Source organism: Terriglobus roseus (genome assembly GCF_900105625.1).
Classification (GTDB): domain Bacteria; phylum Acidobacteriota; class Terriglobia; order Terriglobales; family Acidobacteriaceae; genus Terriglobus; species Terriglobus roseus_B.
Window position 1 is genome coordinate 1,374,727 of the sequence record NZ_FNSD01000001.1, and the last position, 25,097, is coordinate 1,399,823.

Here is a 25,097-nt window from a genome sequence, read left to right on the forward strand (position 1 = left end):
GTGAACCAAAGGGTAGCAGAACGCGGGTCTGCCGCGCCCGGTTGGTTGCACCGGTCCGGTCCTACCGGTAGCATCTGGCTCATGGCGGCACCTTTCGATACAGCAGAAAACACACGGACGGCGACAATCCCGGCAAGCGCCGGTCATGTCTGCGTGGCCGTCTCAGGCGATGAAATGATCGCGCTGGCCGCGGATACGGTGAGGACAAACCCGTTTGTGGAATTCCGTCTTGACTCCGTCGCAGATCCAGCCGCCATGCTGCCTGCCTTGCGTCAGTTCCTCTTTGGGAATAGAAGGGCAACAGTGGTGGCAACCTGCCGTCGCACAGCCTTTGGGGGCGACTTCGAAGGTACGGCAGAGGAACAGATCGCAATCCTGCGAGAGGCCGCGCTCGCCGGTTGCAGCCTCGTCGACATGGAGGTCGAAACAGCAGAGGAACTCGGCGACGCATCGCTTCAAGCAATGCGTGGCGCGGGTGCCGCTGTGATCCTGAGCTGGCACGATTTCACCTCTACACCTGCCCTGGAGCCGGTGCTGGACCGCATGCGGCCCTTCGCTCCAGACATGTACAAGATCGTGCCGACGGCGCAGACTTTGCACGATGCTCTGACGTTGATCGATCTGCTGGAGAAGCACGGCGGCAACGGAGACCTGGTTGCCATGAGCATGGGATTCAAGGGCGTGCTGACGCGTGTTCTTGGACCGCGCTTCGGATCGGTTTTTACCTTCGCTTCTGCGGATGGCCACGGCGGCACGGCGCCGGGACAGGTCAGCCTGAGTGTTCTGCGGGATCTTTACCGCGTCGAGAAGATCTCTTCTGAGACGGCGATCTACGCGGTCGCTGGCCAGCCCATCACCGGATCGATGTCACCGCGCATGCACAACACGGCTCTAGCGGACGCCGACATGGATGCTGTGTACCTGCCGCTGGAGACAAGCGACGCCGCAGAGTTGCATGACGTCGTGGTACGGCTCGATATCCACGGCCTGAGTATCACCATGCCGCTGAAAGAAGCTGTAATGCCGTTGCTGGCTTTCCGTGACACGACGGTTGAGCAGGCCGGCGCGTGCAACACCCTTCTGCGGCATCGCGATGGCAAGCTGGCCGGTTTCAATACGGATGTTGGCGGCATCGTCGGTCCGCTTGCGCGACGCATCCAGCTGGAGGGCGCTCGCATACTGGTGCTGGGCGCCGGCGGCGCCGCGCGGGCGGCAGTCTTCGGTTTGAAGGAGCGCGGTGCAGAGGTGTGGCTGCTGAACCGGACGACGAGCCGGGCAGAGATGCTGGGGGCGGAGTCGGGCTCGCACGTTCAGACACGGGAAACGCTTGCGCAGACCCATTTCGATGCCATCATCAACAGCACACCGTACGGCATGCGCAGTCAGACCTTGGACGCGCCCATCACAGAGGCAGAGATGAACTGCCGTGTCTTCTTCGACCTTGTCTATAACCCGATCGAGACGCCGCTGATCTCTGCAGCGCGCACCCGTGGCATCGATATCATTCCGGGCATCGCCATGTTTGTGGAGCAGGGTGTGCGGCAGTTCGAACTCTGGACCGAGCACACAGCGCCGGAAGGCGAGATGATGCGCGTTGTGCGGGAAGCGCTGGGCGCGTAACTGTGACCAGCCTTTTAGGGATCGCAATCACCGCTTAGCGTCCACACCCGGGTCATCCCTCAACGCAGTGGATTCATACGGCACACTCTTGCCAGAGCGATGTTCGTGGAATCGATGCAGCTTGCCGCGAGCCAATGCGGGCCGGTATCGTCAAACGGGTATGCGTGCCCTTCGTCTTCTGATTGCTCTGCTTGCCCTTGGCGGGCTTGTCGTCTCCGTGCTGGCCTTGCGCGTCCACCTGCAGGACCCCGGTGCAGCGCCGCCGTGTGCCGTCAGCGAACACTGGGACTGCGGTGCGGTGAATCACTCGCGCTTCGCCGTCTTTCCGCCACGCGGCTTTGACGAAGATCTGAACAGCAAGGGGCATCTACCCGTAGCGGTCGGAGGCATCGCAGGCTATGCCGCGATTGTGTTGCTGGCTCTGTTCAAGCTGGACTTCCTGACCTTCGAGGTGAGTCAGATCGGCTTCTTCCTGGCGCTGATCCTCACATTTCTCGAGAAGTACATTCTTGAGAAGTGGTGCATCTACTGCGTCTGGTCGCAGTGCATCCTTGCGGTCCTGCTGCTGCTTTCCAGTCTCAACCTGTGGATGAGCCGGAAACGCGACGCTCGCGAAGGCCTGCACATTCGAGCGATCTGAAAACCGATCGTACGCTTAGAATCGGCGCATGGGATGGCTCGAAGTTCTTGCAATGTTGAAGCGGCTGCTGCCGCTTCTGAACCGTATCGCGCCGATGCTTGAGAGCTATGTGGGCGGACGGATCGCCGGTCGTGATGATACGGCCGCTCTGGAGCGGATCTCGACCGATCTGAAGCAGCACCTGATCGCAACGGCGGCTGCAAGCCGTTCAGAGACCGAGACCGAGCTTGCACAACAGACGGCAATTCTGCGTGAGCTGACGGAGGAAGTTCGTCGGCTGAAAGCGTCTGGCGATGAGCGCGCATCGCAGCTTGCGGGTCTGCAGCAGCAGCTTGTGGCAACACACACGATGGTGCGCTTGCTGGCTGCAGGGATGTTACTGATCCTGGTTGTCGTGATCGTAATGCTCTTCCGGCGCTGATGTCGAAACCGATCCTGCAGCCGATCACGGGGTTTCACAAGGACACGCACGGCCACTGGGTCGCTGAGCTTGCCTGCGGGCACGCACAACATGTGCGGCACGATCCGCCGTGGCAGTTACGACCATGGGTGCTTACACAAGAAGGCAGAGCGGGGATGCTGGGTTACAGGCTGGGCTGCGTAGCCTGCGTCGCAGATTCGCTCGCATAACGCGCAATTGCAGCCGAAGGCACAGCGAGTAGCTGGCTAACCAGCCCGGTCAGACGCTGCAGATCAGGCATCAATTGCTCTGCAAGTTCGCGCGCGCCAACTTCGTCCCCTTCCTGTTGCGCCAGGAAGACGAGATTGGTCAGGCTCTGAAGCGGATTGTTGATCTTGTGTGCGAGCCCGTCGGCCATGGATGCAGCGGCAGCACGGCGAGCCTGCTGCAGTAGCTTCGTCTGCTGGCGCTGGTGGCGGTGAGCCATGGCTGCGAAGTCGGCGAGCGTCGTCATCACGCGCAGGTCGTTACGGTCGAAGGCCTCTGTGCGCCTGTGTGCCATCACGTAGATGGTCCCGCGCGTGTCTTCTGTGTGCCAGGGCAGCAGCAGTCCGTCCGTCACGGGAGGTGCTTCTACGCCCAGGATGTCAAAGAACCGCTTGCCGACGCGGAAGAGCTGCGGCTGGCCGCGCTCCAGGCAGATGCCGCAGGCGCTGGGATACTGCGGCAGCATGGCATCCAAGAAGCCCGCATACACGCCTTCCGCCGCAATCCAGTGATAGTAGTTGTCCTTCGTGCCACCCTCGCGCTCCACGCTGATACCCGCACTGTCGGCTCCGCACAGCTCCACCGCAACGTGCACAAGTTCCTGCAGGATGGTCTCGGGATTCTCAACGAAGGCGCGGCTGAGCCGCTGCAGGCCAAGAACCTGCCGTGCATCGTCACGACCCTGGATCCGTCGCGCCTCAAATTCGGCGTTTCCGATCAGGTCAAAGACCTCAAGACCGGTTTCCTCAGTGAAGGAAGCGTTCTCGACCACTGTCTGTCTCCGTTGGTTCCGTGGGGGTAAGGGGGATGGTACGGGACGCTCAGACGGGAACATCGACTGGCTGCGAACTTCTTCTAGTTTGGCACCGGGAGAATCTGACTTCAAGCAAATACTGAACGTAATCGGACATTCTTCCCGACCATTCCCGGGGGCGTAAAATGATGGTTATGGGAATCACGCGGCAACAGGCGCTGGACTGCTTCGCCAGCGACGATCTGATCGGCATTGGCATGGAGGCGGACGCGGTGCGTCGCCGTCTGCACCCCGAGGGCGTGGTCAGCTATATCATCGACCGCAACATCAATTACACCAACTTTTGCACGGAATACTGCACCTTCTGCGCCTTCTACCGGCCGCTAAAAGGCAAGCTGGCGGCGGAAGGCTACATCCTTGATTTCGAGACGATCTACGACAAGATTCGCGAAACCGAAGAGATGGGTGGCACCGGCGTCCTGATGCAGGGTGGCATCCACCCCGATCTGAAGATCGAATGGTTTGAATCTCTTTTCCGTGGCATCAAAGAACGCTTCCCAAACATCTGGTTGCACTGCCTGTCGGCGAGTGAAATCCTCGCGATTGCCGAATATTCCGAGATCAGCCTGCGCGACACCATCATGCGTCTCCGCGATGCCGGTCTGCAATCGATTCCCGGCGGCGGCGCGGAGATCCTCGACGATGACGTTCGCAAGCGCATCGCGCGCCTGAAGTGCCGCACACAGGATTGGGTGGACGTTCACAGGACCGCACACGAACTGGGCATGCGCACCACCGCCACCATGATGTTCGGCGTCGGCGAAACCATGGAGCAGCGTGTGAATCACTTTGAAGTGGTGAAGCAGCTGCAGGAAGAGACGGGTGGCTTCACCGCTTTCATCCCGTGGAGTTTTCAACCGGGCCATACGGCACTGGGCGGTCGCGGGTGGGATGAGGCTACGTCGGTCGAGTATCTGAAGACGCTGGCGATCAGCCGCATGTACCTCGACAATATCGAGAACGTGCAGAGTTCGTGGGTCACGCAGGGTCTCAAGGTGCTGCAGATGGGGCTACGCTTCGGCGGCAACGATGTCGGGTCCGTCATGTTGGAGGAAAACGTCGTCAAGGCAGCAGGCACCGCCAACTGCACCACCGAGGAAGAGCTGCGACGCATCATCCGCGACGCAGGGTTCAAGCCGGCTCAGCGGGACACGCTCTACCGAACAATGTTCCTCAACTAGTCATGATTGATCGCATTGATCATCTTGTTCTAACGGTCGCCGACATCCCGGCGACCGTCTCCTTTTACAAGCGCGCCCTAGAGTTCGAGGCGGTTGAGAAGGACGGTCGCTGGTCGCTGAAGTTTGGTCAGCAGAAGATCAACTTGCATCAGGTGGGCCACACCTTCGATCCCAAGGCGGCGCGGCCCACTCCTGGTTCGAGTGATCTTTGTTTCATTGCTGCTGTCCCTCTAGAGGTAGTCCAGCAGCGCTTTGCGATTGCGGGCATCGAAGTCGTGGAAGGTCCGGTGAGCCGGAACGGTGCGTTGGGGCCCATGAAGTCGATCTACTTCCGCGACCCGGATGGCAACCTGGTTGAAGTGGCGCAGTACGCCTAAAGACTGAACGACTACAATCTCGCCATGCGCTGTTCTTCACTGCTCCTGCCTGCCCTGCTCGGGTTATTCTCGCTCGCTGCGCCCGCCCTTGAGAAGCCATCTGCGGAGGAATTACACGCACGCCGCGTCGCCCTTGCCTCGAAGCTGAACGGCGGTGTTGCGATGTTCTTCGCGGCAGAGGAGCCGCTGCTGGACTTCACCCCCTTCCGTCAGGATTCGAGCTTCTACTACCTGACCGGCTGGACGGAACCCGGTGCAGCGCTTTTGATCGAGGCTGCGCTGCCTGAGGCGGGCAATGCCACGACCGGCGTGCAGCCTGCCGAGGCCTATCGCGAAATCCTGTTCCTGCCCACGCGAAACCTGCGCATGGAAGGCTATACCGGCCGCAAGCTGGACAACACCGATCCCAACGCAGCCAAGGCCGCCGGTGTGGATGAGGTGCGGCCCATGTCGCAGTTGGTTGCCGAACTCGATCGCGTGACCCATGGGGACGTTCAGCATAACTATGGCCGACGTGCCGGCTTGATCTATGGCGACCCCACGGTGCCGCAGGCCACCGCGACCATGACGCTGCTATCGCAAAGCCTGGGCATGGGCACCACGCTGCCTCTTCACGACGTCCTGTCGCCGCTGATGCTGGAGCGGCAGACCAAGTCTGCCTTTGAGCTTGGTCTGTTGCAGAAGGCTGCCGACGCGTCTGTCGCGGCGCATCGCGAAGCCATGAAGAACATCAAGCCCAACCTTGGCGAGAATGTTATCGAGGGCCAGTTCTATGCGAAGGTGCGCGCCCAGGGTTGCGAACGCACCTCCTACGCTTCGATCGTCGGGTCGGGGCCGTTCTCGACGCAACTGCATTATTCCGACGACAACCGTGTCATGCGAAAGGGTGATCTTGTTGTGATCGACGCCGGCTGCGAGTACAGCATGTACGCCGCGGATATCACGCGAACGATGCCGGTGGACGGTCACTTCACAGCCCGGCAGCGCGAAATTTACAACATCGTTCTGGGTGCGCAGCAGGCGGCTCAGGCGGCATTCGTCAGCGGCAAATCGACACCAGGAACCCTCGCTCAGCGCACTGGACCGGACAACACATCGCTCGACCGCGCGGCATTCGAGTACATCAATACGCACGGCAAGGACCTAAACGGCGAACCTCTGGGTAAGTACTTCATCCACGGCCTCGGCCACAGCGTCGGCATCGATGTGCATGACGGCATGCTCGGCGCAAAGGTGCTCGGTCCCGGCGATGTCATCACGATCGAACCCGGCATCTACATCCCGGAAGAAAACCTCGGCGTGCGCATCGAAGACACCTTCTACGTCGATGCCAACGGCAAGCTGGTCAACATGAGCGCCAATCTCCCCCACACGCCCGAAGAGGTAGAAGCCGCAATGCGCGGCAAGTAGCATGCGACGACATCTGGGATTTACAGGTCAGTCCGGTAGAATCGAACAGACCTGATTCCCTGCCGCCGGAGCGCCATCTGTTCACGACCATCCACACGCTTGCCGTAACGTTGCTGCTGCAGCAGCGCGGGTTGCAACACTATTTAAGCTCGCACTACTACGGCAAAAGCGCGGCGACCTTCCGGGGAATGTATCGGTGGAACACCTTCGATATCTGGCTGCTGGTGCCGTACTTCATCGTGATGGTCATCCTGGCGTTCTACGGCATTCACCGGTACCAGCTGGTGTGGCTGTATTACCGCAATAAAAAGAAGGAAGCGACGAGCCTGAATCCGCCGATGCTCTTTGCGGATGCAGACCTACCCTTCGTCACGATCCAGTTGCCGATCTTCAACGAACAATACGTGATCGATCGCCTGGTCGATGCCTGCTGCCGCATTGAATACCCACGCGACCGCTTTGAGATCCAGGTACTGGACGATTCGACGGACGAGACGCACCAAGTGGCGGGAGAGATCGTTGCCCGCTACGCCGCGGGCACAGCGGGACTTGCTCCGCAGCCCATCTACTACCTGCACCGCGAAGACCGCTACGGGTACAAGGCAGGCGCGTTGGATGCCGGATTGAAGACGGCAAAGGGCGAGCTGATCGCCATCTTCGACGCAGACTTTGTGCCGCCAGTCGATTGGCTGGCGAAGGTGATCAACCACTTTGCCGAGCCCGGTGTGGGCATGGTGCAGACGCGCTGGACGCACCTGAATCGCAATTACAGCTTCCTGACGCAGGTTGAGGCAATCCTGCTCGACGGCCATTTTGTGCTGGAGCATGGCGGACGGTCACGCGCGGGGGTCTTCTTCAACTTCAACGGCACCGCAGGCATGTGGCGCCGTGCCGCTATCGATGAAGCCGGAGGGTGGCAGCACGACACGCTGACCGAAGACACTGACCTCAGCTACCGGGCACAGTTGAAGGGCTGGAAGTTCAAGTACCTGCAGGACGTGGAATGCCCCGCAGAATTGCCCATTGAGATGACCGCGTTCAAGACGCAGCAGGCGCGATGGGCGAAGGGTCTGATCCAGACTGGCAAGAAGATTCTCCCCAGGGTACTGAAGAGCGATGCCCCCTTCCACACCAAGCTGGAGGCCTGGTATCACCTGACGGCGAACCTGAGCTATCCGCTGATGATCGTGCTTAGCGTGCTGCTGATGCCGGCGATGATCATTCGCAGCTGGCAGGGTTGGGTGCAGATGCTGCTCATCGACTTCCCGCTTTTCATGGCCAGCACCATGTCCATCAGCAGCTTCTATCTCACCAGCCAGCGTGAGCTGTTTCCAAAGACCTGGTACAAGACGATCCTGTACCTGCCGTTCCTGATGGCGCTTGGAGTTGGCCTGACCATCACAAATACCAAGGCTGTAATGGAAGCGCTGTTCGGCATCAAGAGTGCGTTTGCTCGCACGCCGAAGTACCGCGTCAGTAAGAAGGGTGAGAGCAATGTCGCCGCGAAGAAGTATCGCAAGCGGCTGGGCATCATCCCATGGATCGAACTGGCCATCGGATGCTATTTCGCCTTCACGGTCTGGTACGCGGTCAGCAGCGAGAACTACTTCACCGTGCCGTTCCTGTTGCTCTTCGTGCTCGGCTACTGGTACACCGGTCTGCTGAGCCTACTGCAGGGCAGGTTCGAGCGCGGTGGCGGCTCAGGCGCAGAGATTCACGAGAAGCCTTATCCTGTCGGCATCTGACGACAGCGGCGTTACACTCACAAAAAGCAATTCCAGATAGCGGGTGTGACGATGATTCCCTTCCTAGCAGTGATCGGTGGATACCTAGCGGCGATTGTCACACACTTCGGGCTCGGCTTCCTGATCACGCGCGAGGGCCGTGGTCCGCTGATGCGGGGTGACTGCATGAGTCCCCTCTATTACATGCAGTTGGGTCTGTCATGGATGCTATCCGGTGCCGTCGGCGCTGACGTGTCCCTGCTGATATCCCCCCTGGCACCGATGGGCTTTGTGATGGTCACCTGCACCGGCTTCCTGCTTGCCGCATCGCTTGTACGTTCTCATCGCAAGGCGCCACACCAGCAGACCGCGGGCGCGAGCGTTCTCCTGCTACTGTGCCTCGCCCTCGGTTGCACAACGTCTTGCCTGCTATTCCCCAAGGCTTAGAGAAGGATTATGAAAGTAATTCCCACTGCAATTCCCGATGTCGTTCTACTGGAACCGAAGATCTTCGGTGACGAACGCGGTTTCTTTCTGGAGTCCTACTCGGACCGCACCTTTGAGCAGCTTGGCTTGCCCACGAAGTTTGTGCAGGACAATCATTCGAAGTCTGTCCGCAGCGTTCTCCGCGGCATCCACTATCAACTCGGCACACCGCAGGGCAAGCTGGTGCGCGCACTGCAGGGTGAGATCTTCGACATCGCGGTTGATCTCCGCAAGTCCTCGCCGACGTTTGGCAAGTGGGTCGGCGAGATTCTCGACGACAAGCAACGCCGCATGCTCTGGATTCCGCCGGGCTTTGGCCATGGCTTCCTGGTGCTGAGTGACACGGCGGAAGTGGCGTACAAGGCCAGCGAGTTCTACGCTCCTGAGAACGAGCGGTCCCTGCTATGGAACGATCCGGCCATCGGGATCGAATGGCCGCTGCACCTGATTGGTCCGGACGGACCGGTATTGAGCGCGAAGGATGCTGTCGGGTTGCTGCTGCAGTACGCAGAGGTCTACCCCTAGCGGGTGCGCCACATCGCTTCTCAGACGTGTGATGGTACTCACTTACATCGAAGAAGAACCCACGTCTCAGAAGCGGGACGTGGGGCACCCGTTATCGACGTCTGCGACGGATCGGTGCTACTACCGCACGTTTTGCACGTGCTTGCGTCGCTTTCGTGCGAGCAGATGCTGTCTTGGCGCGCGTCGGCGTAGCCTTCGTTTGTGCGGCAGCCGCTCTTGCTCGCACGACAGCCCTCGTCCTGGAGCGTGCCGAACGAGCAGGTACCGTTGCTCTCACACCATGGCGAGCGGCGCCTCTGCTCGCAACTCGGGTTGAGGCAGCCTCTTCCAGATCTTCCGCCGTACGCTCGCGCTCAGGATCGTCCCGATCCACGGGCACTGGTGGCAGGCCAACCATGGCGAGCAGCATGTCATTCGCTTCGCGAAACATGTTTGCACCGCCGTTACCGCGTGCCTGCGTGCGCGCGAAGAAGACACCTGCATGACGCGCCGGGTTCAACGCGATGTAGGTCTGGAAACCAGCACCACCACCGGTTTTCTCCACAATGCGCGCCGGGCCGTTCTCCTTGTTGATCTCGATCCATCCCAGGCCGATGCCGTCCGGCACGCCAGCATGGCCAAGCCCCTGCACGCTGTGCAGCTTTGTCGGGTCAAGATACATGCCGGTGGCGATGCCATTGGCGTGAACGGGAACACCCGGCAGGTTCAGAAAATATCTGAGGACCTTCACCATGTCGTGCGCCGTGGAGTACATACCGCCGGAGCCTGCCGCAGCCTGCGTATCCGTGCATTCGCTCGGCTCACGTGCACCACCCATCAGTCGCGCACACTGTGCCTGATTGGGAGACAGAGTGGTATCGGTCAGGCCGAGCGGCGTTGCCGTCTGCTCCTGAAAGAACTTCAGGTAACTCTCGCCTGAGGCCGAAGTGATGGCATCGGCCAGTAGATCGAAGCTGATGTTGGAGTAGTGCGCCGCATCGCCCGGCGACGTGCGCAGACGGAACTGCGGCAGCCATTGCCAACGATAAGGGAAGTCCGGAAAGGTGAAGTGCGCCGCGCCTTGCGGTGGATACGCAATCTCGCGTGGCAGACCGCCGGTATGTGTTGCCAGGTCGCCCAGGTTCAAGGGCCGCGCTGCGGGTCCACGGACCGTCATCGTCGGGACGGTCACACCGGCAGGAGCGAACTTCTGCAGTGGGTCGTCAAAAGAGACCCTCTTCGCCGCAATGAGCTTCGACAGGAGATCGGTCGCAAGGATCTTTGAGATGGAGCACAGACGGAAGAGGGAGTCGGGCTGCGGTGTCACATTCGATCCCGGCGCAACGCGCCCATAGCCCGACATCCAGACCTCATCGCCGCGTACGACAACCGCGACCATGCCGGTCGATGCGGTGCGACGGAAGATGTTCTCAGCCATGACACCGGCGGAGTCCATCGGTGGTCCCAGAGGCGGTGCAGGCTTCTCAACCTTGCTGGCGCGCGCCATCGATTTCTGAACGGGGGTGGCAGCGTCTTTCGACTTCCGATGGCAGCCCGTGGTGGCAATGGCGGTGGCGGTAAGGGCAAGACAGGCGGCAACGCTACGGCGAAAGTGCAACAGAACTCCTAGGGGTGCGCAGGCTGACGTTCGGCGCCGGCGGTTTCACTTCTTACCTTAGGGCAGTGTGATGCGTCCGGGCGCCGGCAATGCTGTGCAGGGGGGAACCGTTCCAGATGCTCCGTGTAAAACAGCAAAAGGCCGGGCGCTTGGCCCGGCCCCCTGCTTCATCGAACGTTCCTTAGAAGCGGACACCGACCGTGATCGGGATGGTGCCCGTGTTGCGCTTGTTGTAGGCGAAGAAGTCATTGTTCGTCTTGCCGAGATCCACCCACTGATAGCGTGCCTCAAGGAAGAGGCGCTCGCTGCTGAACTCCGAGAGCTTGTAGGTGAGACCGACACCGCCGTTGTAGCCGATCCCGCCTGCGCCGTAACTATCGAAGGTTGAGTTCACGTAGCCAACGCCACCGTAAATATTCTGCGTGAGCTGAGGCAGGGTGAAGTTGGTCGTCTTGTGATAGTAGCCAACGCCGCCCGTGACATATGCGCCGACCTTGCCCTGACCTACGAGGTTCACGATGGGATTCACGCTGATGCCGAAGATGTGCGCATTCGCGTCGAAGCCGGCGAGGTAGCTCGATACGTCCGACGGATTGTTGCCCTGGTTCACGAAGTAGTTGTAGGTATTGGTGTAGTCCGTGTCGATGGCGCCGCCGGTCAGGCCCATGCGCTGATAGGAGAACTCGGCGAGGATGCCAAAGGTCTTGCTGAAATTCAGTCCAGCGCCCACATCGAGCGCGAAGTGCGGTGTGTAGTACCTTGCCGTGTTGCCAGAGGGCACGTTCATACCGGCGCCTGCAACGAAGGCAATCTTCGAGGAGCCGTCCGCGTTATGCATGCGGTCCTGATAGCGCGAGCGACCATACGAGCGGCGGCGGCCCGGGGGTGGCTGCGCACCGTCATAGCTCAGGCTGTCGCGCTCAGCATCCAGTGAGGAAGACGGATCATTGACGGCAATGGCATCGTCGCTGCTGCTGACGCCTTCCGGCTGATAGCGGAAGTCCGCCGTGGGGTTGGGGATGCTGAAGATCGATGCCGCGGGTACTGCCGCGTCCGGCGTAGTGGCTGCTGCGTTGGCTGCGGGCGCTGCGGCGAACATGACGGGGGTGACGGACAACGCCGCAAGCGCAAGGCCAGTGCGCAAGCCTGTGAGGCTGATGCTGGAAGTCATAATGCTGGACGCTCCTGTACGAACAAGGTTCTTGCTCAAAAAGAAGAACACGTACGAAATGGTTTAGTTGTGGGACGCTCGCCACGCCAATTTGGATGACGGGCATTCCACGCCACGGCTGCGCTTTCACTTCCAAAGAGAAAGCGGACACCCTCTCGAGTGTCCGCTGTACGTTCGCTTTCAGTCTTAATGGATGTCGAAGGCCTCGGGGCTGAGCGAAGGATCACTCTTGACCAGGATGGTCTTGCGCGTCATCTCTTCCAGCTCCTGCAGACGCTTGCCGCCGTTTGCCTTCAGGGTCTTCACCACCTCAGGGTGCACGCGGAGCATGACATCGCCCTTCTCAAAGTGGCGATGCATCTTCTTCATCTCGACGTAAATTTCGTTGGCGATGGTGATCGGCGACTTAATCATTCCGGTGCCTTCGGTGACAGGATCAGGCATGCAAAGCGTGCGCTCCAAGGACTGCTTCACGCGCTTGCGCGTCATGATAACCAGGCCGAAGTCGTTGAATGGCAGGATCTTCGACGGTGCACGATCAGTGCGCATCGCATCTTCCAGCGCCTGCATCACCTTCGCGCGGTTTTTGCGCTCGTCCATGTCGATGAAGTCGATAACGATGATGCCGCCCAGGTCACGCAGACGGATCTGGCGCACGATCTCGGGGATCGAATCCAGATTCGTCTTAAGGATGGTGTCCTCGAGACGTGCCGTCTTGCCGACGTACTTGCCAGTGTTGATGTCGATGGCAACCAGCGCTTCCGTCTGGTTGATCACGATGGATCCACCGGACTTGAGCCAGACCTTGGCCTTCAGCGCCTTATCGATCTCGGCAGTAACGCCAAAGTGCTCGAACAGCGGCGTCTCCTTCGTGTACAGCTTCACGCGGCGAACCAGCGAGGGCTGGAAGCGCTGCAGGAAGCGGAGGACGCGCTCGTACTCGGCTTCGGTATCGACCCAGATGGCGGAGAAGTTGTCCGTCACCTGGTCGCGCAGGATGCGCTCGATGAGCGACAGATCGTGATAGATCAGAGCCGGCGACTTCGACGACTCCGACCGCATCTTGATGTCGTTCCAAAGGTGGATCAGGAAGCGGAGATCGTTGCGAAGCTCCTCTTCGCTGGCACCGTCGGCAGCCGTGCGAACGATGAATCCGCCCTGCGCGTCGCCCTTCTCAGAGAGGAGAATCGACTTAAGACGGCGACGCTCCTCGTCCGACGAGATCTTGCGCGAGACGCCGGTGTGGTTGACCGTCGGCATAAAGACCAGAAAGCGTCCCGGCAGCGCGATGTGCGAGGTGATGCGGGCACCCTTCTTGGCGATGGGCTCCTTCGCAATCTGCACCAGGATTTCTTGGCCAGGCTTCAACAGTTCGTTGATGGCCGGCAGGTCAGTGGTCTGCATGGACTGACGCCCGCGGCCACGGCCACGATCGCCTCCGCTGTTGCGGCCTCCGCGACGGTCACGTCCGCCGCCTGCGTTGTTGTTGCCACCGCGGCGATTGCGCTCGGCGCGGCCGGGACGACCGTCGCCGTTGGAATTGGTCGACTCGCTTGCGGGTGCATCTTCATCTTCCTCAGCACCGCCAAAGTCAGCTTCGGTAAAGCCGCCGCTTGCGTCGGACTCCTCCGAGTCATCCTCGTCCTCTTCGTCCACGCCCGTCTGGCTGTCGAGCGTCATCTCGTGCAGCATGGATCCGAGGTCGGCTGTACCTTCCAGCGTCTCCTCTTCGTACTCTTCACTCTCGGCGTCGTCTGCTCCGGTGGCTGAGGCGTCGTACTCGTACTCGTCCCCGTCGATCTCTTCTTCTTCGAAGTCGCCGTCGCCGTAGGCATGAATCTCGGCGCCTCCGTTTTCGGTCAACTCATCTGCTTCGAAGACAGGCTGCGGGGTGGTCTCGGCTTCCGCCAGCGTGACGGACTGGACCGCGCCCTCATTGGCAACGGGGTTCGCCGGTTCCGTCTCATCCTGCGACGCGATCGGCGGGAATCCCTGCTCTTCGACCGTGTTCACGGTATCGATAGAGAGCATCTCTCCGCTCGCCTGCAACGTGGTGAAGTCCGATTCGCCTGCTGGCTCAGCAGCGGCGTTCAGGTCATAGATGGTGGCGTCCGGCTCAGCCGCTTCCTGTTCCGCTTCAGGCGCGGCTTCAATCGTCTGGTCGGGTAATGCTGCCTCAATGGCAGCCTCTGCCTCGACGGAGATCTCAGGCTCGACGGCCGGCTCCTCCGCCTTGGAGCCGAGGATTTCGCGTCCGAAGAAGCGCAGGTCGCGGCGGGCCGCAGCGTCACTGATGCTGGCGCTGGCACCTTCGGTGGGTTCGAACTCCGTAGGCTCCGGAGTGGGTTCCTGTTTGACCGCAGCTTCCGGCTCCAGACCAAGCTCGACCGCAGACGCGTCTCCCGTAACTGACTCCGAAGAGGTGCGGGTCGACTCGGCGGGAGCCCCTGCGAACTCTGCTGCAGGTGCCTCGGCGGCGATCACGTCTCCGGGCAGCGCGCCGAGGTCAGCGGTCGCTTCGGAATTGATCTCTTCGTCTGTTACGAGTGGAGTGGCCGGCGTCGGTTCCACTGCAGGGGGCGCAACGTAGATCTGCGCTTCGGCGCGTGGACGATCTTCGCGGAGACCACGGTCGTTTCGGCCACCGCGATCGCTGCGTCCACCACGGTCATCCCGGCCTCCGCGATCGCCACGGCCACGGTCTTCGCGGGCAGGACGTTCACTGCCGGAGTTGCTACCGCCGGAGTTCCCACGCGGACGGATCGTCTCACCTGGCAGAACGGCCCCGCCATCCCAGCCCACAATTTCAATGGATGGAACAGATACAGTCAGAACCTCACGCGCAACGGGAGCGTTGCGGCGTGCCTCTTCTTCTTCGGCGGCGACCTCAGCAGGATCGCGGTACTTACGAAGCGATTCGCCTGGAAGGATGATGGGCTCGCCTGTCGGTTCGGAGAAGTCCTCAGGAGCGTCGTAACCGGCGTAGCTGTTGTCGTAGAGAGGTGCGTCGTCCGGGCGCGCCGTCTCGCGGACGCTTGGACGATCTCCACGATCGCCTCCGCGCTCGCCGCGGTCACGTCCGCCACGGCGGTTCCGACCGCGCTTGCCGCGGTCCTCGCGTCCAGCTGGTATGGCGGGTAATGCGCTCAGATCGATTTCAATGTTGCTCTCGGCGTCGATGCCGGAGACGATATTTTCCTCTTCGTCGTAGCCGCCTTCCAACGTGACATCCGGCGCTGTACCGGTCTCGGAAGCTACGGTCTGCGGACGATCTTCGCGGGCGCCACGGCCACGGCGGCGGCCACGACGACCGCGCCAGCGGCGGCTGCCGCCCTCGCCCGTCTGGTCCACACTGCCAACAGCTTCGCTCGGTGCGGGTGCGATCGGTTCGTCAAACGAGACGGTGCTTTCGGTCTCGGGAGGCGTTGCTTCGGCTGCGGGACGGCGTTCGCTGCGGTCTCCGCCACGATCACGGTCGTTGCGATCGCGACGGCCCCGGCCGCCACGTTCGCGTCCGCCTTCGCGCTGACCACCCTCGCGCTGCTGACTACCTTCGCGGGAACCTGCTTCGCCCTGCTCGCGCGGTGCTGCCTGCTGCTTACGGTGACCGCCGTCGGCGGATTCAAAGTCGGCGGAGTCTCCCGCCTCTTCCATGAAGTCGGTGACGTAGAGGAAAGCATCGCGCTCGAGGCCGATGTCTACAAAGCTCGACTGCATGCCGGGGAGCACGCGCGTCACTTTGCCGTTATAGATGGAGCCTGCGAGCGTGTACTCATTCTCGCGTTCGTAGTAGATCTCTGCCAGTTGTTCGTCTTCGACGATGGCCAGCCGCGTCTCATGCGGCGTTGTGGAGATGTAAATTTCCTTCGACATGTGTCCTGCCTCTTCCGTCGTCGGATGAGGGGACTTTCGAATCAGGACCGGTACCGCGCTATTGGGTTAGCGCGAAACCGTTCTCCGCGGATGGGTGGGGTCTGAAGCGGAGAGTGTACGAGAGCGCACCGCAAATAGCCGAGGCCCGGCCGGCGCAATGCGCCCACCGGGTGGCTGTTTGCCTTGATGCGTCAGGTACTGCATTGCTGCCTCACCAAAGTCCCTGCCGGCTTTGTGACCACTCTTGCCGCCCGTAGATGGGGAGGCGGGGCCGTTTGCCGTCCGGCTCAGGACTTGCTTTCTCAGATCTTTACCCAGCCGCGGCTGACCCTTGGGCCCCTTGCCGGCGACTGTAATTCGTTGAACCTAAACCTTTTGTGTACCGCCCCGGCGACCTGCGCGCACGTCTTGAGCGGCTAATTGCCAAATCCCGGTGCGGCGAACGCGCCTGCATGGGATCTGTGAAACTGAGGTTATTGTGCATCATGCGTGGGGCGATTGGCTAGTTGTGCACCGCTGAGGTTGTTCGACGCATGCACCGGGACCGTCCTCCGCACAGCGCGCCCTTCTGTGCCCGACCGAATCTAATCCCCATGAAGAAGATCGGGTTCCTCTCCTTCGGCCACTGGACACCGTCGCAACAATCGCAGACACGGTCCGCCGCCGATGTCCTGCTGCAGTCGATCGACCTGGCCGTGGAGGCCGAGCGCCTCGGTGTGGACGGCGCGTACTTCCGCGTCCACCACTTCGCGCGGCAGCTATCGTCCCCCTTCCCTCTCCTGGCTGCGGTCGGCGCACGGACGAAGACGATCGAGATCGGGACCGGCGTGATCGATATGCGCTACGAGAACCCGCATTACATGGCGGAGGAATCGTCCGCGGCAGACCTGATCTCAGGTGGGCGCCTGCAATTGGGCATCAGCCGCGGATCGCCGGAGCAGGTCATCGACGGCTTTCGTCACTTTGGCTACACCCCGTCGGCGGGCGAAGACGATGCCGCGATGGGCCGGCGTCATGCTGAACAATATCTCGGACTTCTTGGCGGGAAAGGCTTTGGCCAGCCCAATCCTCGGCCCATGTTCGCGAACCCTCCCGGGCTCTTACGGCTGGAACCCTTCTCCGAGGGTCTGCGGGAGCGCATCTGGTGGGGTGCTGCCTCAAATGCGACGGCAGTCTGGGCTGCGAAGCATGGCATGAACCTGCAGAGCTCGACACTGAAGACGGATGAGACCGGAGAGCCGTTCCACATCCAGCAGGCCGGCCAGATCCGGGCCTTTCGGGCAGCCTGGAAGGAGGCGGGTCATACCCGCGTTCCGCGCGTTTCGGTCAGTCGCAGCATCTTTGCGCTGACCACCGATCTTGATCGCGCTTACTTCGGCGGCACCGCACAGGAAGAGGATAAGATCGGCTTCCTCGGCCCGGGTTTCCGCGCCATCTTTGGACGAGGCTACGCGGCTGAGCCGGAGTTGCTCGTGAAGCAACTGAGGCAGGATGAGGCGATCGCAGAGGCCGACACGCTGCTGCTGACCGTGCCCAATCAACTGGGAGTCGAGTACAACGCGCACGTCCTGGAATCGATCATGACGACGGTGGCGCCGGCGCTTGGCTGGCGCTAGTTCACAAAGCGGCGCATGCGCACGTTCATCACGATGCCGAGCGCCAGGAACGAAAACAGCACGGACGATCCGCCGTAGCTGAGCAGCGGCAGCGGGATGCCGGTGACCGGCATGATGCCGACCACCATGCCGATATTGACCGCTATTTGGAAGAGCATGACGCCAGCAACGCCCATCACGAGCAGCGTGCCAGGGGGATCGCTCGCCGTCTGCGCATTCTGAACCAGACGGATCAGGATGAGGAAGTAAAGGATGAGGACAAGCGCCGCGCCAACGAAACCATGCTCCTCGCAGAGGGCGGCGAAGATGAAGTCGGTATAAGGAATGGGGAGGAAGTCACCCTGGGTCTGCGTTCCCTTGGCGGCGCCCTTGCCCCAGATGCCGCCGGAGCCGACGGCGATGAGGGACTGGCGCACCTGATAACCGGAACCCTTGGGGTCATCCTCTGGATGCTGGAAACTGGTGAGCCGCGCTTTCTGATATGGCTTCAGCACCTTGCCGCTCTTCCAGATACCCACGATCAGTACCAGGCCGGTAACGGCAAGAATCAGAGCCTTGCGCCAGGAGATGCCGCCCAGGAACAGGCCGACCAGCAGCACGGGCGAGTAGGTCAGCGCAGTTCCCAGGTCGGGCTGCTTCAGCACCATCAGCATGGGCAGGCCGATCAGCAGAAAGGCCTTGCCGATGTCCTTCCACTCCAATTCCTCTTTGTTTGCCAGGCCCCAAAAGAAACGCGCCGAGGCGACGATCAGCACCAGCTTGATCCACTCAGATGGCTGAAAGTGGGTTCCGCCGGGCAGGCCGATCCAGCGTCTTGCTCCCAGCACTTTTTTGCCGACGAGTAACACCGCTAACAGGGACACGATGCTGACACCGTAGGCCCAATGCGCAATCTCAATGAGCCGGTGATAGTCGATGAGCGAGATGATGAACATCAGCGGAATGCCGATGGCCAGGAACGTAAGCTGCTTCGTGTGGAAGCCGTGGAACTTGGTATGAAGCGTAGCCGAATAAATCTCCAGAACGCTGATGGTGGACATCAGCAGCACGAAGGTCAGCAGCGTCCAGTCAAAGTCGCGATACGAAGAGAATCGGGTCATGTGCGGCTGTGGTCAGTATAAGGGTGCCCCACGTCTCGATTCTGAGACTTGGGTTCGTGCTGCAGGTAAGTCGATTGCGGCAGGATCCCATGTCAGATGCGAGACATGGGACACCGCCTCTAGGGTGTCCGGATGGGTTCCTGCGCGGCGGCGGGCGCCAGACGGGCGACAGGCTTTGGCCCTTCCGGCTGCTTTGGCTTTGGGGCGGCGGCCACTGCAGGCTTTGCAATATCGGATTTTGTGGCGGGTACCGATGCCGACGGGGTTGGCTTCGTTTCGCTCGCTGCGGGCGTGTCGACCGGCTTCGGCGTCTCAGCAATTTCCTGCCGCAGGTTACCGGCGCGTTTACGCTGCTTGTCGACGTACGCCGAGATCACCTGTGCGGCGAGCTTCGCCGAGTTGTTGCCCCAGTAGCCGTGCTCCCACAGAACCGCCACAACGATGTCGGGGTTGCGGCGCGGCGTCATGCCGACGAACCATGCGTTGGGTAGCGTGGCCTTATCGGCTGTTCCCTTCTTGCGCCCGCTGACGACGTCGGCAGTACCCGTCTTGCCGGCGAAGTCGATGCCTTCAAGATGTGCTTCCGCGGCCGTGCCTATGCCCTGCGTCACGTTCGCCATGTTGTCCGTGATGATCTGCCAGTTCTCCGGCGACATGTTCACCGTCTTCTTGCCGCTGCCCGGATACATCTCCTCGATTTGCTGCTGCATTTCGGCAGGAATCTGGTCTGCGATCAAGGTGTGCGGCCGCACGAACACACCACCGGAGGCGATGCCGCTGAGCGCGCGCGCAAGCTGCATCGGGCTTGCCTGCACAGCGCCCTGGCCGATGCCGACAGAGATGGTTTCGCCTGCGTACCACTTGTCGCGTTGCGCCTTCAACTTCCACTGGGGCGAAGGCATAATGCCCGTCGCCTCGCTCGGCAGGTCAATGCCTGTCCTCTGGCCGATGCCGACCTCATGCCCGTACTTTGCAATGGCATCGATGCCGAGCTTGTTCGCCAGGGTGTAGTAAAAGGTGTCGCAGGAGTATGGCAGAGCGTTGCGAATGTCCACCAGGCCATGGTGGCGATCACAGCCGAAGAAGTGGCCGTAGAAGGTCGCTCCGCCATTACAGACCACACGAAGATCCTGCGCGGCGTTCTCCTGCAGGCCAGCATAGGTCATCACAACTTTAAAGGTAGAACCGGGGGCAAGCTGCGCCTGGATCGCCTTGTTCATCAGCGGATGATTCGGGTCCGTGACGATAGTGTTCCAGTAACTGCGCGTGAGGCGGACCGCGAACTGGTTGGGATCGAACGTCGGACGCGACACCATGGCGAGAATCTCGCCGGTGTGCGGATCCATGGCGACGATGGCGCCATTCTTGTCGCCGAGCACCTTCTCCGCAGCCATCTGGATATCGAGGTCGATGGTCAGCTTCAGGTCCTTGCCAGGCACTGCCAGCTCCTCGCCCAACCGGCCCAGCTCACGGCCATGACTATTTACGATGACGTCGCGCGAGCCGTCTTTGCCGCGCAGGACTGCGTCGTAGGTCTCTTCCACGCCAGACTTGCCGACGACGTCGCCCGGTTCGTAGAAGTCGTACTTCGGATTCTTAAGGTCGTTTTCGCTGATCTCGCCAACGTAGCCGATCAGGTGAGCCGCAAATCCGTCACGGGGGTACAGTCGGCGCTGCTCTTCCAGCGTGTCCAGCTCAGGCAGTTCGTTCCGGTGGGCCTCGATGAAAGCCTGCTCGTCGGGTGTGATGTCCTGCTTCAGCGGAATGGGCTGGTATTTGGGAGCGTACTGGTAATGATGGATCGTGTATTCCAGGGCCTCCATCGGGATGTGCAGGCCTTCCGCGATCAGTGGCAGGTCGGCATCACGCAGTTGTTCCCGCAGGAGAAAGCAGGTGACCGAAGAGTAGTTGTCCACCAGCAGCCGGCCCTCGCGATCAAATAGGCGACCACGCGGCGCCAGGATCGGCACCTTGCGCACACGGTTCGCCTCGGCCAGCAGGCGATAGTTCGCCGCACCCAGAACCTGCAATCGCCAAAGTCCGATGACCAGTACCACCAGGACAGCCGTGATGACGTACTGCGCGGCAGCCAGCTTTGTCGCCGAAATCTTGCCATCGCGGCTGATCAGATTCTCTTGTTCGTTGGGAAGCATGGGCGGCGCTGCTCTCACACGTAGTATCCCATTGAATTAAGTGCGAGGTATGGGACCGGACGCAGAAAGGCGCGGACCGAAGTCCGCGCCTTTCATAAACAGGAAAAGAGTCGCTTAGGCAGCCTTGGTTGCCAGCGCCTTGACGCGTGCATTCAGACGGCTCTTGTAACGCGATGCAGTGTTGTCGTGCAGCACGCCCTTCTGAACGCTCTTGTCCAAGATGGAAGCGGTTGTGCGGTACTGCTCTGCAGCAGCCTTCACGTCGCCCTTGACGAGGGCTTCGCGCATCAGGCGCAGGGTGCCACGCAGCTTGCTCTTGTTGGAGCGATTTACGGCCGTCTTCGCAAGGGTCTGCTTGGAACGCTTCAGCGACGAAACATGATTTGCCATCGAATTCTCTTCTCTTCAGTTGGCCCGGGGGCCGAATCTTGGGTGCGCGCCCGAAAACAGCGCGATGCGGAGGGCCCGGGCGGAACTATGCCGGGATCACTTCAACCCTCTAAGCATAGGCGATTTTCGCCGCCAGCGCAACAGGTTCCGCGCTCTATGCCTCTGAAATCTGTTCCGGGAGCGATGTCATTGAGCTCGCATGGTGGCGCACATCCGCTCCGCTAACCCAGAAGATCACGTCTTCCGCAATATTTGTCGCGTGGTCGCCCACGCGCTCCAGGTTGCGTGAGATGACGAGTGCATTCAGAGCCTGCTGCGTGACGTCGGGCTTCACCTTGATCAGTTCGCCCAGCGTGTGGAAGGCATCGTGGTTCAGCTTGTCAACTTCATCATCCATCAGCAGCACTTCGTTCGACGCCGCCTCGTCGTGGTCGATGAATGCCTTGATCGCCATGCGAACCATCGTAGACGCGATCTCCGCGATCTTTGGAATGTCGATGGGCAGTTCAGCTTCGGGAATGGTAAGCAGTTCCTTGACCCGGCCGGTGATGTTAACCGCCTGGTCGCCCACACGTTCCAAGTCCGCGTTGATTCGAATGACGGCGAGGATAAAGCGCAGGTCGACCGCGGTCGGCTGCTCCATCGCCAGGATATCCAATGCAAGCTGATCGATCTCTCGCTCGGTGCGGTCAATGGCAGGCTCTGCCATCAGGACCAGGTCGCACAGGCCAGCGTCGCGATTGTCGTAGGCTTCGATCGCCCGGTCAATCGCCTGCTCCACCAGTCCGGCCATCACCAGGAGCCGCTCACGCAGCTCATCCAGCTTGTGTTGGAAATTGATCCGTGTCATCCAAACCTTCCCGTGATGTAATCCTCGGTCCGCTTGTCAGATGGGTTCGTGAAAATCTTGTGAGTTTTGTCGAATTCAACGAGCTTACCCATCAGGAAGAAGCCAGTGTTCTCTGCAACACGCGCAGCCTGCTGCATATTGTGTGTCACGATGACAATCGTGTACTGGTTCTTCAACTGAAAGATCAAGTCCTCAATCTTTGAAGTGGAGACGGGATCGAGCGCACTCGCAGGCTCATCCATCAGCAGCACTTCGGGATCAACGGCGAGCGCGCGCGCAATGCATAGACGCTGCTGTTGACCGCCGGAGAGGCTGGCTCCGGACTTCTTCCGCAGATCGTCCTTGACCTCATCCCACAGGGCCGCCTGCTTCAGGCTCCGCTCAACGACTTCATCCATGACCGCCTTCTTGCGGAAGCCGTTCAACTTCAGGCCGCTAACGACATTGTCGTAAATCGACATGGTCGGAAACGGGTTTGGCCGCTGGAAGACCATACCGACGCGACGGCGAATCTCAACCGGCGAAGCATCCTTATAGATATCCGTGTCGCCCATCATGACGGTGCCCTCAACGCGAGCCGAGGGGTTCGTCTCATGCATGCGATTCAGGCAGCGAACAAAAGTCGATTTGCCGCAGCCCGACGGGCCGATCAACGCGGTCGCGTGATTGGCGGGAATCTGAAGGTTCACGTCCTTCAATGTATGTGTCGGTCCGTACCACGCGTTGAGGTTTTCAACGCCAATTGCGAGTCCCACTAACTTCCTCCCTTGAGTTGGCCACGTGACGTCACGTAGCGAACCAGGCCGACAGAAACCATGATCATGGTGATCAGGACAAGCGCTCCAGCCCACGCCAGGCGGTGCCATTCGTCGTACGGCGAAAGCGCGTAATTGAAAATCTGCAGCGGCAGAGCAGCGATTGGCTGATTCAGACTCTTCGACCAGAATTGGCTGCCGAAAGCCGTGAACAGCAGCGGCGCCGTCTCACCCGCAACCCGGGCAAAGGCGAGCATGCAGCCGGTGATAATGCCGGGCGCTGCAGTCCGCAGGCTAATAGACATCACGGTGCGCCAGCGCGGTACACCGAGCCCGTACGCTGCTTCGCGGATGGCGTTCGGCACCGTCAGCAGCATCTCTTCCGTGGTGCGCGTGACGGTTGGCACCATCATGATGGCCAGCGTAACGCCGCCCGCAAGCGCGGAGAAGTGATGCTGGTGAACGACCACAAGTGCATAACCGGCGATGCCCATCACAATGGACGGCACGCCATTCAGAACATCGGCAACGAAACGGATGACGTTGCCCAGCCACTTGCCCGCACCATACTCGGCCAGGTAGACGCCGCCGGCGATACCCACCGGGATGCCCAGCAGACTCGCAAGCGAAAGCACAACGGCGGACCCGAGGATGGAATTGGCCATGCCACCGCCCTTCTCTCCCACGGGCTTCGGCGTCTGGGTAAAGAATGCCCAGTTCAGCGAACTGGCACCCTTGTAAACCAGGTACACCAGGATGGCAACCAGAGGCACAAGCACGACGATCGTGCCGCCAACTGCAAGCGCCGTCATCAGGTGGTCCGTTCCTGTGCGCGTCGCCTGGTTGGCACGACTGGCGCGGCGAATCTCGGCGCTAACTTCCGGGGGCATCTGCAGGTCAGCCATGCTTAGTGCGCCTTCGCCGCATTGTTGCGTGTGACGGCCCATACCAGCAAGCGTGCAATGGTGTTGACCACAATGGTCACCAGAAAGAGCGCGAGGCCAATTTCAATCAGTGCCGACAGATACAGATCGCCGGTGGCCTCGGTGAACTCATTCGCAATAACGCTGGCAAGTGTGTAACCCGGCGCGAACAGGCTCTTCGAGATCTGCGGGTTGTTGCCGATGACCATGGTCACGGCCATCGTCTCGCCCAGAGCACGGCCAAGACCGAGGATGATGCCTCCGACGATACCGATGCGTGCATTCCGGAGAACGGCGATACGGACCATCTCCCAACGTGTCGCGCCGAGGGCAAGAACACCCTCTTTCTGACTGATGGGCACAGCGCTCATCACCTCGCGCGTGATCGACGAAATGACCGGAAGAATCATGATCGACAGGATGATGCTGCCGGTCAGAATGCCTTCACCAAAGTTTGATCCGGAGAACAGGCCGGTCCAACCGAAGTACTTGCTGAGGAACGGTCCCAGCTGATCGCGCACGATAGGCACAAGAACAAAGATCGCCCAGAGACCATAAACAACGGACGGGATTGCAGCCAGCAACTCCGTCAGGAAAGCGACAGTCCCACGCAACGGCTTGGGGCAGATCTCCATGATGAAGATTGCGACGCAGAGCGCCAGCGGCACAGCGATGCACAGTGCCAGGAACGATGTGACGAGCGTTCCGAAGATAAACGGCAAAGCGCCAAAGTCACCCACCACCGGATTCCACGCGGTATGCACAAAGAAGCCGAGGCCGAACGCGTGCAGCGAAAGCCGGGAATTCATGACCAGCACCCAAACGATCAGCAGCACAATTGCGATGATGCTCAGGGCGCAGGCGAGCATCAGGCCACCGAAGAAACCATCAGAGGCACGGTTGTTGCCGCGGCTGGCTAGGAAGGTGCGGATGCTGGAGGGTACCGGCGTGATCTCTGCGGCAGGCGCATGCGGTGCGCGGACGGGCAAGGTCACCATCGGCGGTGGCATGGCGGGCGAAAGTTCAGTCGTGGTCTGGTCAGCCATTGGGAGTCGGAAGAAGTTGGTAACGCGATTACTTGATTCTCTGACGGAAACTAATTCAGCTTACTTTGGAGCGTGTGAACGCGCGGCGAGCCAATTGTGAATGCTTTGTGAATTCGATGCCATTTCAGCGCACATGATGCGGCGGTAAGACAAAAGGCCTGCGCACAATTCGCGTGTGC

At 60.6% G+C, this 25,097-nt stretch carries 22 protein-coding genes; 11 read left to right on the forward strand and 11 right to left on the reverse strand.

Annotation, left to right across the window (positions count from 1 at the left end):
- Window positions 1-81 precede the first annotated feature (81 nt).
- The 4 genes from aroE (at window position 82) to BLW03_RS05525 (ending at window position 2,890) form a co-directional block, all read left to right on the forward strand.
- Window positions 82-1,620, forward strand: a complete 1,539-nt coding sequence (gene aroE / locus BLW03_RS05510; RefSeq protein WP_074652712.1) for a shikimate dehydrogenase — start codon at window positions 82-84, stop codon at window positions 1,618-1,620.
- 160 nt (window positions 1,621-1,780) lie between these two features.
- Window positions 1,781-2,260, forward strand: a complete 480-nt coding sequence (locus BLW03_RS05515; protein WP_074652713.1) for a vitamin K epoxide reductase family protein — start codon at window positions 1,781-1,783, stop codon at window positions 2,258-2,260.
- Between the two features lie 28 nt (window positions 2,261-2,288).
- Window positions 2,289-2,681 (forward strand): hypothetical protein, encoded by a 393-nt coding sequence (locus BLW03_RS05520; protein ID WP_074652714.1) that lies wholly within the window; start codon window positions 2,289-2,291, stop codon window positions 2,679-2,681.
- The gene (locus tag BLW03_RS05525; protein ID WP_212733142.1) at window positions 2,681-2,890 is read left to right on the forward strand and encodes a DUF3565 domain-containing protein; all 210 of its coding nucleotides are present in this window, start codon (window positions 2,681-2,683) and stop codon (window positions 2,888-2,890) included. Before BLW03_RS05520 ends, BLW03_RS05525 begins: the two co-directional genes overlap by 1 nt.
- Here the strand turns inward: BLW03_RS05525 and BLW03_RS05530 are convergent.
- Window positions 2,845-3,699 carry a GAF domain-containing protein gene (locus BLW03_RS05530; protein WP_074652715.1) on the reverse strand — a complete coding sequence of 285 codons (855 nt, stop codon included), beginning with the start codon at window positions 3,697-3,699 and terminating at the stop codon, window positions 2,845-2,847. The two genes, BLW03_RS05525 and BLW03_RS05530, sit on opposite strands and share 46 nt — an antisense overlap.
- 176 nt (window positions 3,700-3,875) lie before the next feature.
- Here BLW03_RS05530 and mqnC point away from each other — a divergent pair, with 176 nt between their 5' ends.
- The 6 genes from mqnC to rfbC all read left to right on the forward strand — a co-directional run bounded on the left by mqnC (window position 3,876) and on the right by rfbC (window position 9,444).
- Entirely contained in the window at window positions 3,876-4,922 is a 1,047-nt protein-coding gene (gene mqnC, locus BLW03_RS05535; protein ID WP_074652716.1) for a cyclic dehypoxanthinyl futalosine synthase, read from the forward strand.
- 2 nt (window positions 4,923-4,924) lie between these two features.
- A complete protein-coding gene (locus BLW03_RS05540) occupies window positions 4,925-5,299 on the forward strand; it encodes a VOC family protein (protein WP_074652717.1) in 375 nt (124 codons plus the stop codon).
- 24 nt (window positions 5,300-5,323) lie between these two features.
- The gene (locus BLW03_RS05545; protein WP_074652718.1) at window positions 5,324-6,709 is read left to right on the forward strand and encodes an aminopeptidase P N-terminal domain-containing protein; all 1,386 of its coding nucleotides are present in this window, start codon (window positions 5,324-5,326) and stop codon (window positions 6,707-6,709) included.
- Window positions 6,710-6,897: 188 nt separating this feature from the next.
- Window positions 6,898-8,454, forward strand: a complete 1,557-nt coding sequence (locus BLW03_RS05550) for a cellulose synthase family protein (RefSeq protein ID WP_244502192.1) — start codon at window positions 6,898-6,900, stop codon at window positions 8,452-8,454.
- Between the two features lie 51 nt (window positions 8,455-8,505).
- Window positions 8,506-8,880, forward strand: a complete 375-nt coding sequence (locus tag BLW03_RS05555) for a hypothetical protein (RefSeq protein WP_074652720.1) — start codon at window positions 8,506-8,508, stop codon at window positions 8,878-8,880.
- 9 nt (window positions 8,881-8,889) lie between these two features.
- On the forward strand, window positions 8,890-9,444 hold the full coding sequence (gene rfbC / locus BLW03_RS05560; protein ID WP_074652721.1) for a dTDP-4-dehydrorhamnose 3,5-epimerase: 555 nt from the start codon (window positions 8,890-8,892) through the stop codon (window positions 9,442-9,444).
- Between the two features lie 91 nt (window positions 9,445-9,535).
- Here rfbC and ampH read toward each other — a convergent pair whose 3' ends face one another.
- The 3 genes from ampH to BLW03_RS05575 form a co-directional block, all read right to left on the reverse strand.
- On the reverse strand, window positions 9,536-11,041 hold the full coding sequence (gene ampH / locus BLW03_RS05565; RefSeq protein ID WP_139285113.1) for a D-alanyl-D-alanine-carboxypeptidase/endopeptidase AmpH: 1,506 nt from the start codon (window positions 11,039-11,041) through the stop codon (window positions 9,536-9,538).
- A 181-nt stretch (window positions 11,042-11,222) separates the two neighbouring features.
- A complete protein-coding gene (locus BLW03_RS05570; protein WP_074652723.1) occupies window positions 11,223-12,212 on the reverse strand; it encodes an outer membrane beta-barrel protein in 990 nt (329 codons plus the stop codon).
- Between the two features lie 186 nt (window positions 12,213-12,398).
- Window positions 12,399-16,085, reverse strand: coding sequence for an Rne/Rng family ribonuclease (locus tag BLW03_RS05575; protein WP_074652724.1), 3,687 nt, complete (start codon window positions 16,083-16,085; stop codon window positions 12,399-12,401).
- 593 nt (window positions 16,086-16,678) lie between these two features.
- Between BLW03_RS05575 and BLW03_RS05580 the strand changes: the two genes are divergently transcribed.
- Window positions 16,679-17,701, forward strand: coding sequence for an LLM class flavin-dependent oxidoreductase (locus BLW03_RS05580; protein WP_074652725.1), 1,023 nt, complete (start codon window positions 16,679-16,681; stop codon window positions 17,699-17,701).
- On the opposite strand, the gene rodA is transcribed toward BLW03_RS05580, so the two are convergent.
- From rodA to pstC, 7 genes are all read right to left on the reverse strand, one after another.
- Window positions 17,698-18,801 (reverse strand): rod shape-determining protein RodA, encoded by a 1,104-nt coding sequence (gene rodA / locus BLW03_RS05585; RefSeq protein WP_074652726.1) that lies wholly within the window; start codon window positions 18,799-18,801, stop codon window positions 17,698-17,700. The genes BLW03_RS05580 and rodA overlap by 4 nt on opposite strands.
- 119 nt (window positions 18,802-18,920) lie before the next feature.
- Entirely contained in the window at window positions 18,921-20,954 is a 2,034-nt protein-coding gene (mrdA, locus tag BLW03_RS05590; RefSeq protein WP_074652727.1) for a penicillin-binding protein 2, read from the reverse strand.
- Between the two features lie 114 nt (window positions 20,955-21,068).
- Window positions 21,069-21,344, reverse strand: coding sequence for a 30S ribosomal protein S20 (gene rpsT / locus BLW03_RS05595; protein ID WP_074652728.1), 276 nt, complete (start codon window positions 21,342-21,344; stop codon window positions 21,069-21,071).
- Window positions 21,345-21,498: 154 nt separating this feature from the next.
- Entirely contained in the window at window positions 21,499-22,194 is a 696-nt protein-coding gene (gene phoU, locus BLW03_RS05600; protein ID WP_074652729.1) for a phosphate signaling complex protein PhoU, read from the reverse strand.
- The gene (pstB, locus tag BLW03_RS05605; RefSeq protein WP_074652730.1) at window positions 22,191-22,949 is read right to left on the reverse strand and encodes a phosphate ABC transporter ATP-binding protein PstB; all 759 of its coding nucleotides are present in this window, start codon (window positions 22,947-22,949) and stop codon (window positions 22,191-22,193) included. Before pstB ends, phoU begins: the two co-directional genes overlap by 4 nt.
- Window positions 22,949-23,854, reverse strand: a complete 906-nt coding sequence (gene pstA / locus BLW03_RS05610) for a phosphate ABC transporter permease PstA (RefSeq protein WP_074652731.1) — start codon at window positions 23,852-23,854, stop codon at window positions 22,949-22,951. Before pstA ends, pstB begins: the two co-directional genes overlap by 1 nt.
- Window positions 23,855-23,856: 2 nt before the next feature.
- Complete coding sequence (gene pstC, locus BLW03_RS05615; RefSeq protein WP_074652732.1) at window positions 23,857-24,918, reverse strand: phosphate ABC transporter permease subunit PstC; 1,062 nt, start codon at window positions 24,916-24,918, stop codon at window positions 23,857-23,859.
- Window positions 24,919-25,097 lie beyond the last annotated feature (179 nt).

Bases quoted from the DNA above. Each gene is read 5' to 3' on its own strand.
- aroE (WP_074652712.1), top strand. From the start codon at position 82: ATGGCGGCACCTTTCGATACAGCAGAAAACACACGGACGGCGACAATC.
- BLW03_RS05515 (WP_074652713.1), top strand. From the start codon at position 1,781: ATGCGTGCCCTTCGTCTTCTGATTGCTCTGCTTGCCCTTGGCGGGCTT.
- BLW03_RS05520 (WP_074652714.1), top strand. From the start codon at position 2,289: ATGGGATGGCTCGAAGTTCTTGCAATGTTGAAGCGGCTGCTGCCGCTT.
- BLW03_RS05525 (WP_212733142.1), top strand. From the start codon at position 2,681: ATGTCGAAACCGATCCTGCAGCCGATCACGGGGTTTCACAAGGACACG.
- mqnC (WP_074652716.1), top strand. From the start codon at position 3,876: ATGGGAATCACGCGGCAACAGGCGCTGGACTGCTTCGCCAGCGACGAT.
- BLW03_RS05540 (WP_074652717.1), top strand. From the start codon at position 4,925: ATGATTGATCGCATTGATCATCTTGTTCTAACGGTCGCCGACATCCCG.
- BLW03_RS05545 (WP_074652718.1), top strand. From the start codon at position 5,324: ATGCGCTGTTCTTCACTGCTCCTGCCTGCCCTGCTCGGGTTATTCTCG.
- BLW03_RS05550 (WP_244502192.1), top strand. From the start codon at position 6,898: ATGTATCGGTGGAACACCTTCGATATCTGGCTGCTGGTGCCGTACTTC.
- BLW03_RS05555 (WP_074652720.1), top strand. From the start codon at position 8,506: ATGATTCCCTTCCTAGCAGTGATCGGTGGATACCTAGCGGCGATTGTC.
- rfbC (WP_074652721.1), top strand. From the start codon at position 8,890: ATGAAAGTAATTCCCACTGCAATTCCCGATGTCGTTCTACTGGAACCG.
- BLW03_RS05570 (WP_074652723.1), bottom strand. From the start codon at position 12,212: ATGACTTCCAGCATCAGCCTCACAGGCTTGCGCACTGGCCTTGCGCTT.
- BLW03_RS05575 (WP_074652724.1), bottom strand. From the start codon at position 16,085: ATGTCGAAGGAAATTTACATCTCCACAACGCCGCATGAGACGCGGCTG.
- BLW03_RS05580 (WP_074652725.1), top strand. From the start codon at position 16,679: ATGAAGAAGATCGGGTTCCTCTCCTTCGGCCACTGGACACCGTCGCAA.
- rodA (WP_074652726.1), bottom strand. From the start codon at position 18,801: ATGACCCGATTCTCTTCGTATCGCGACTTTGACTGGACGCTGCTGACC.
- mrdA (WP_074652727.1), bottom strand. From the start codon at position 20,954: ATGCTTCCCAACGAACAAGAGAATCTGATCAGCCGCGATGGCAAGATT.
- rpsT (WP_074652728.1), bottom strand. From the start codon at position 21,344: ATGGCAAATCATGTTTCGTCGCTGAAGCGTTCCAAGCAGACCCTTGCG.
- phoU (WP_074652729.1), bottom strand. From the start codon at position 22,194: ATGACACGGATCAATTTCCAACACAAGCTGGATGAGCTGCGTGAGCGG.
- pstA (WP_074652731.1), bottom strand. From the start codon at position 23,854: ATGGCTGACCTGCAGATGCCCCCGGAAGTTAGCGCCGAGATTCGCCGC.
- pstC (WP_074652732.1), bottom strand. From the start codon at position 24,918: ATGGCTGACCAGACCACGACTGAACTTTCGCCCGCCATGCCACCGCCG.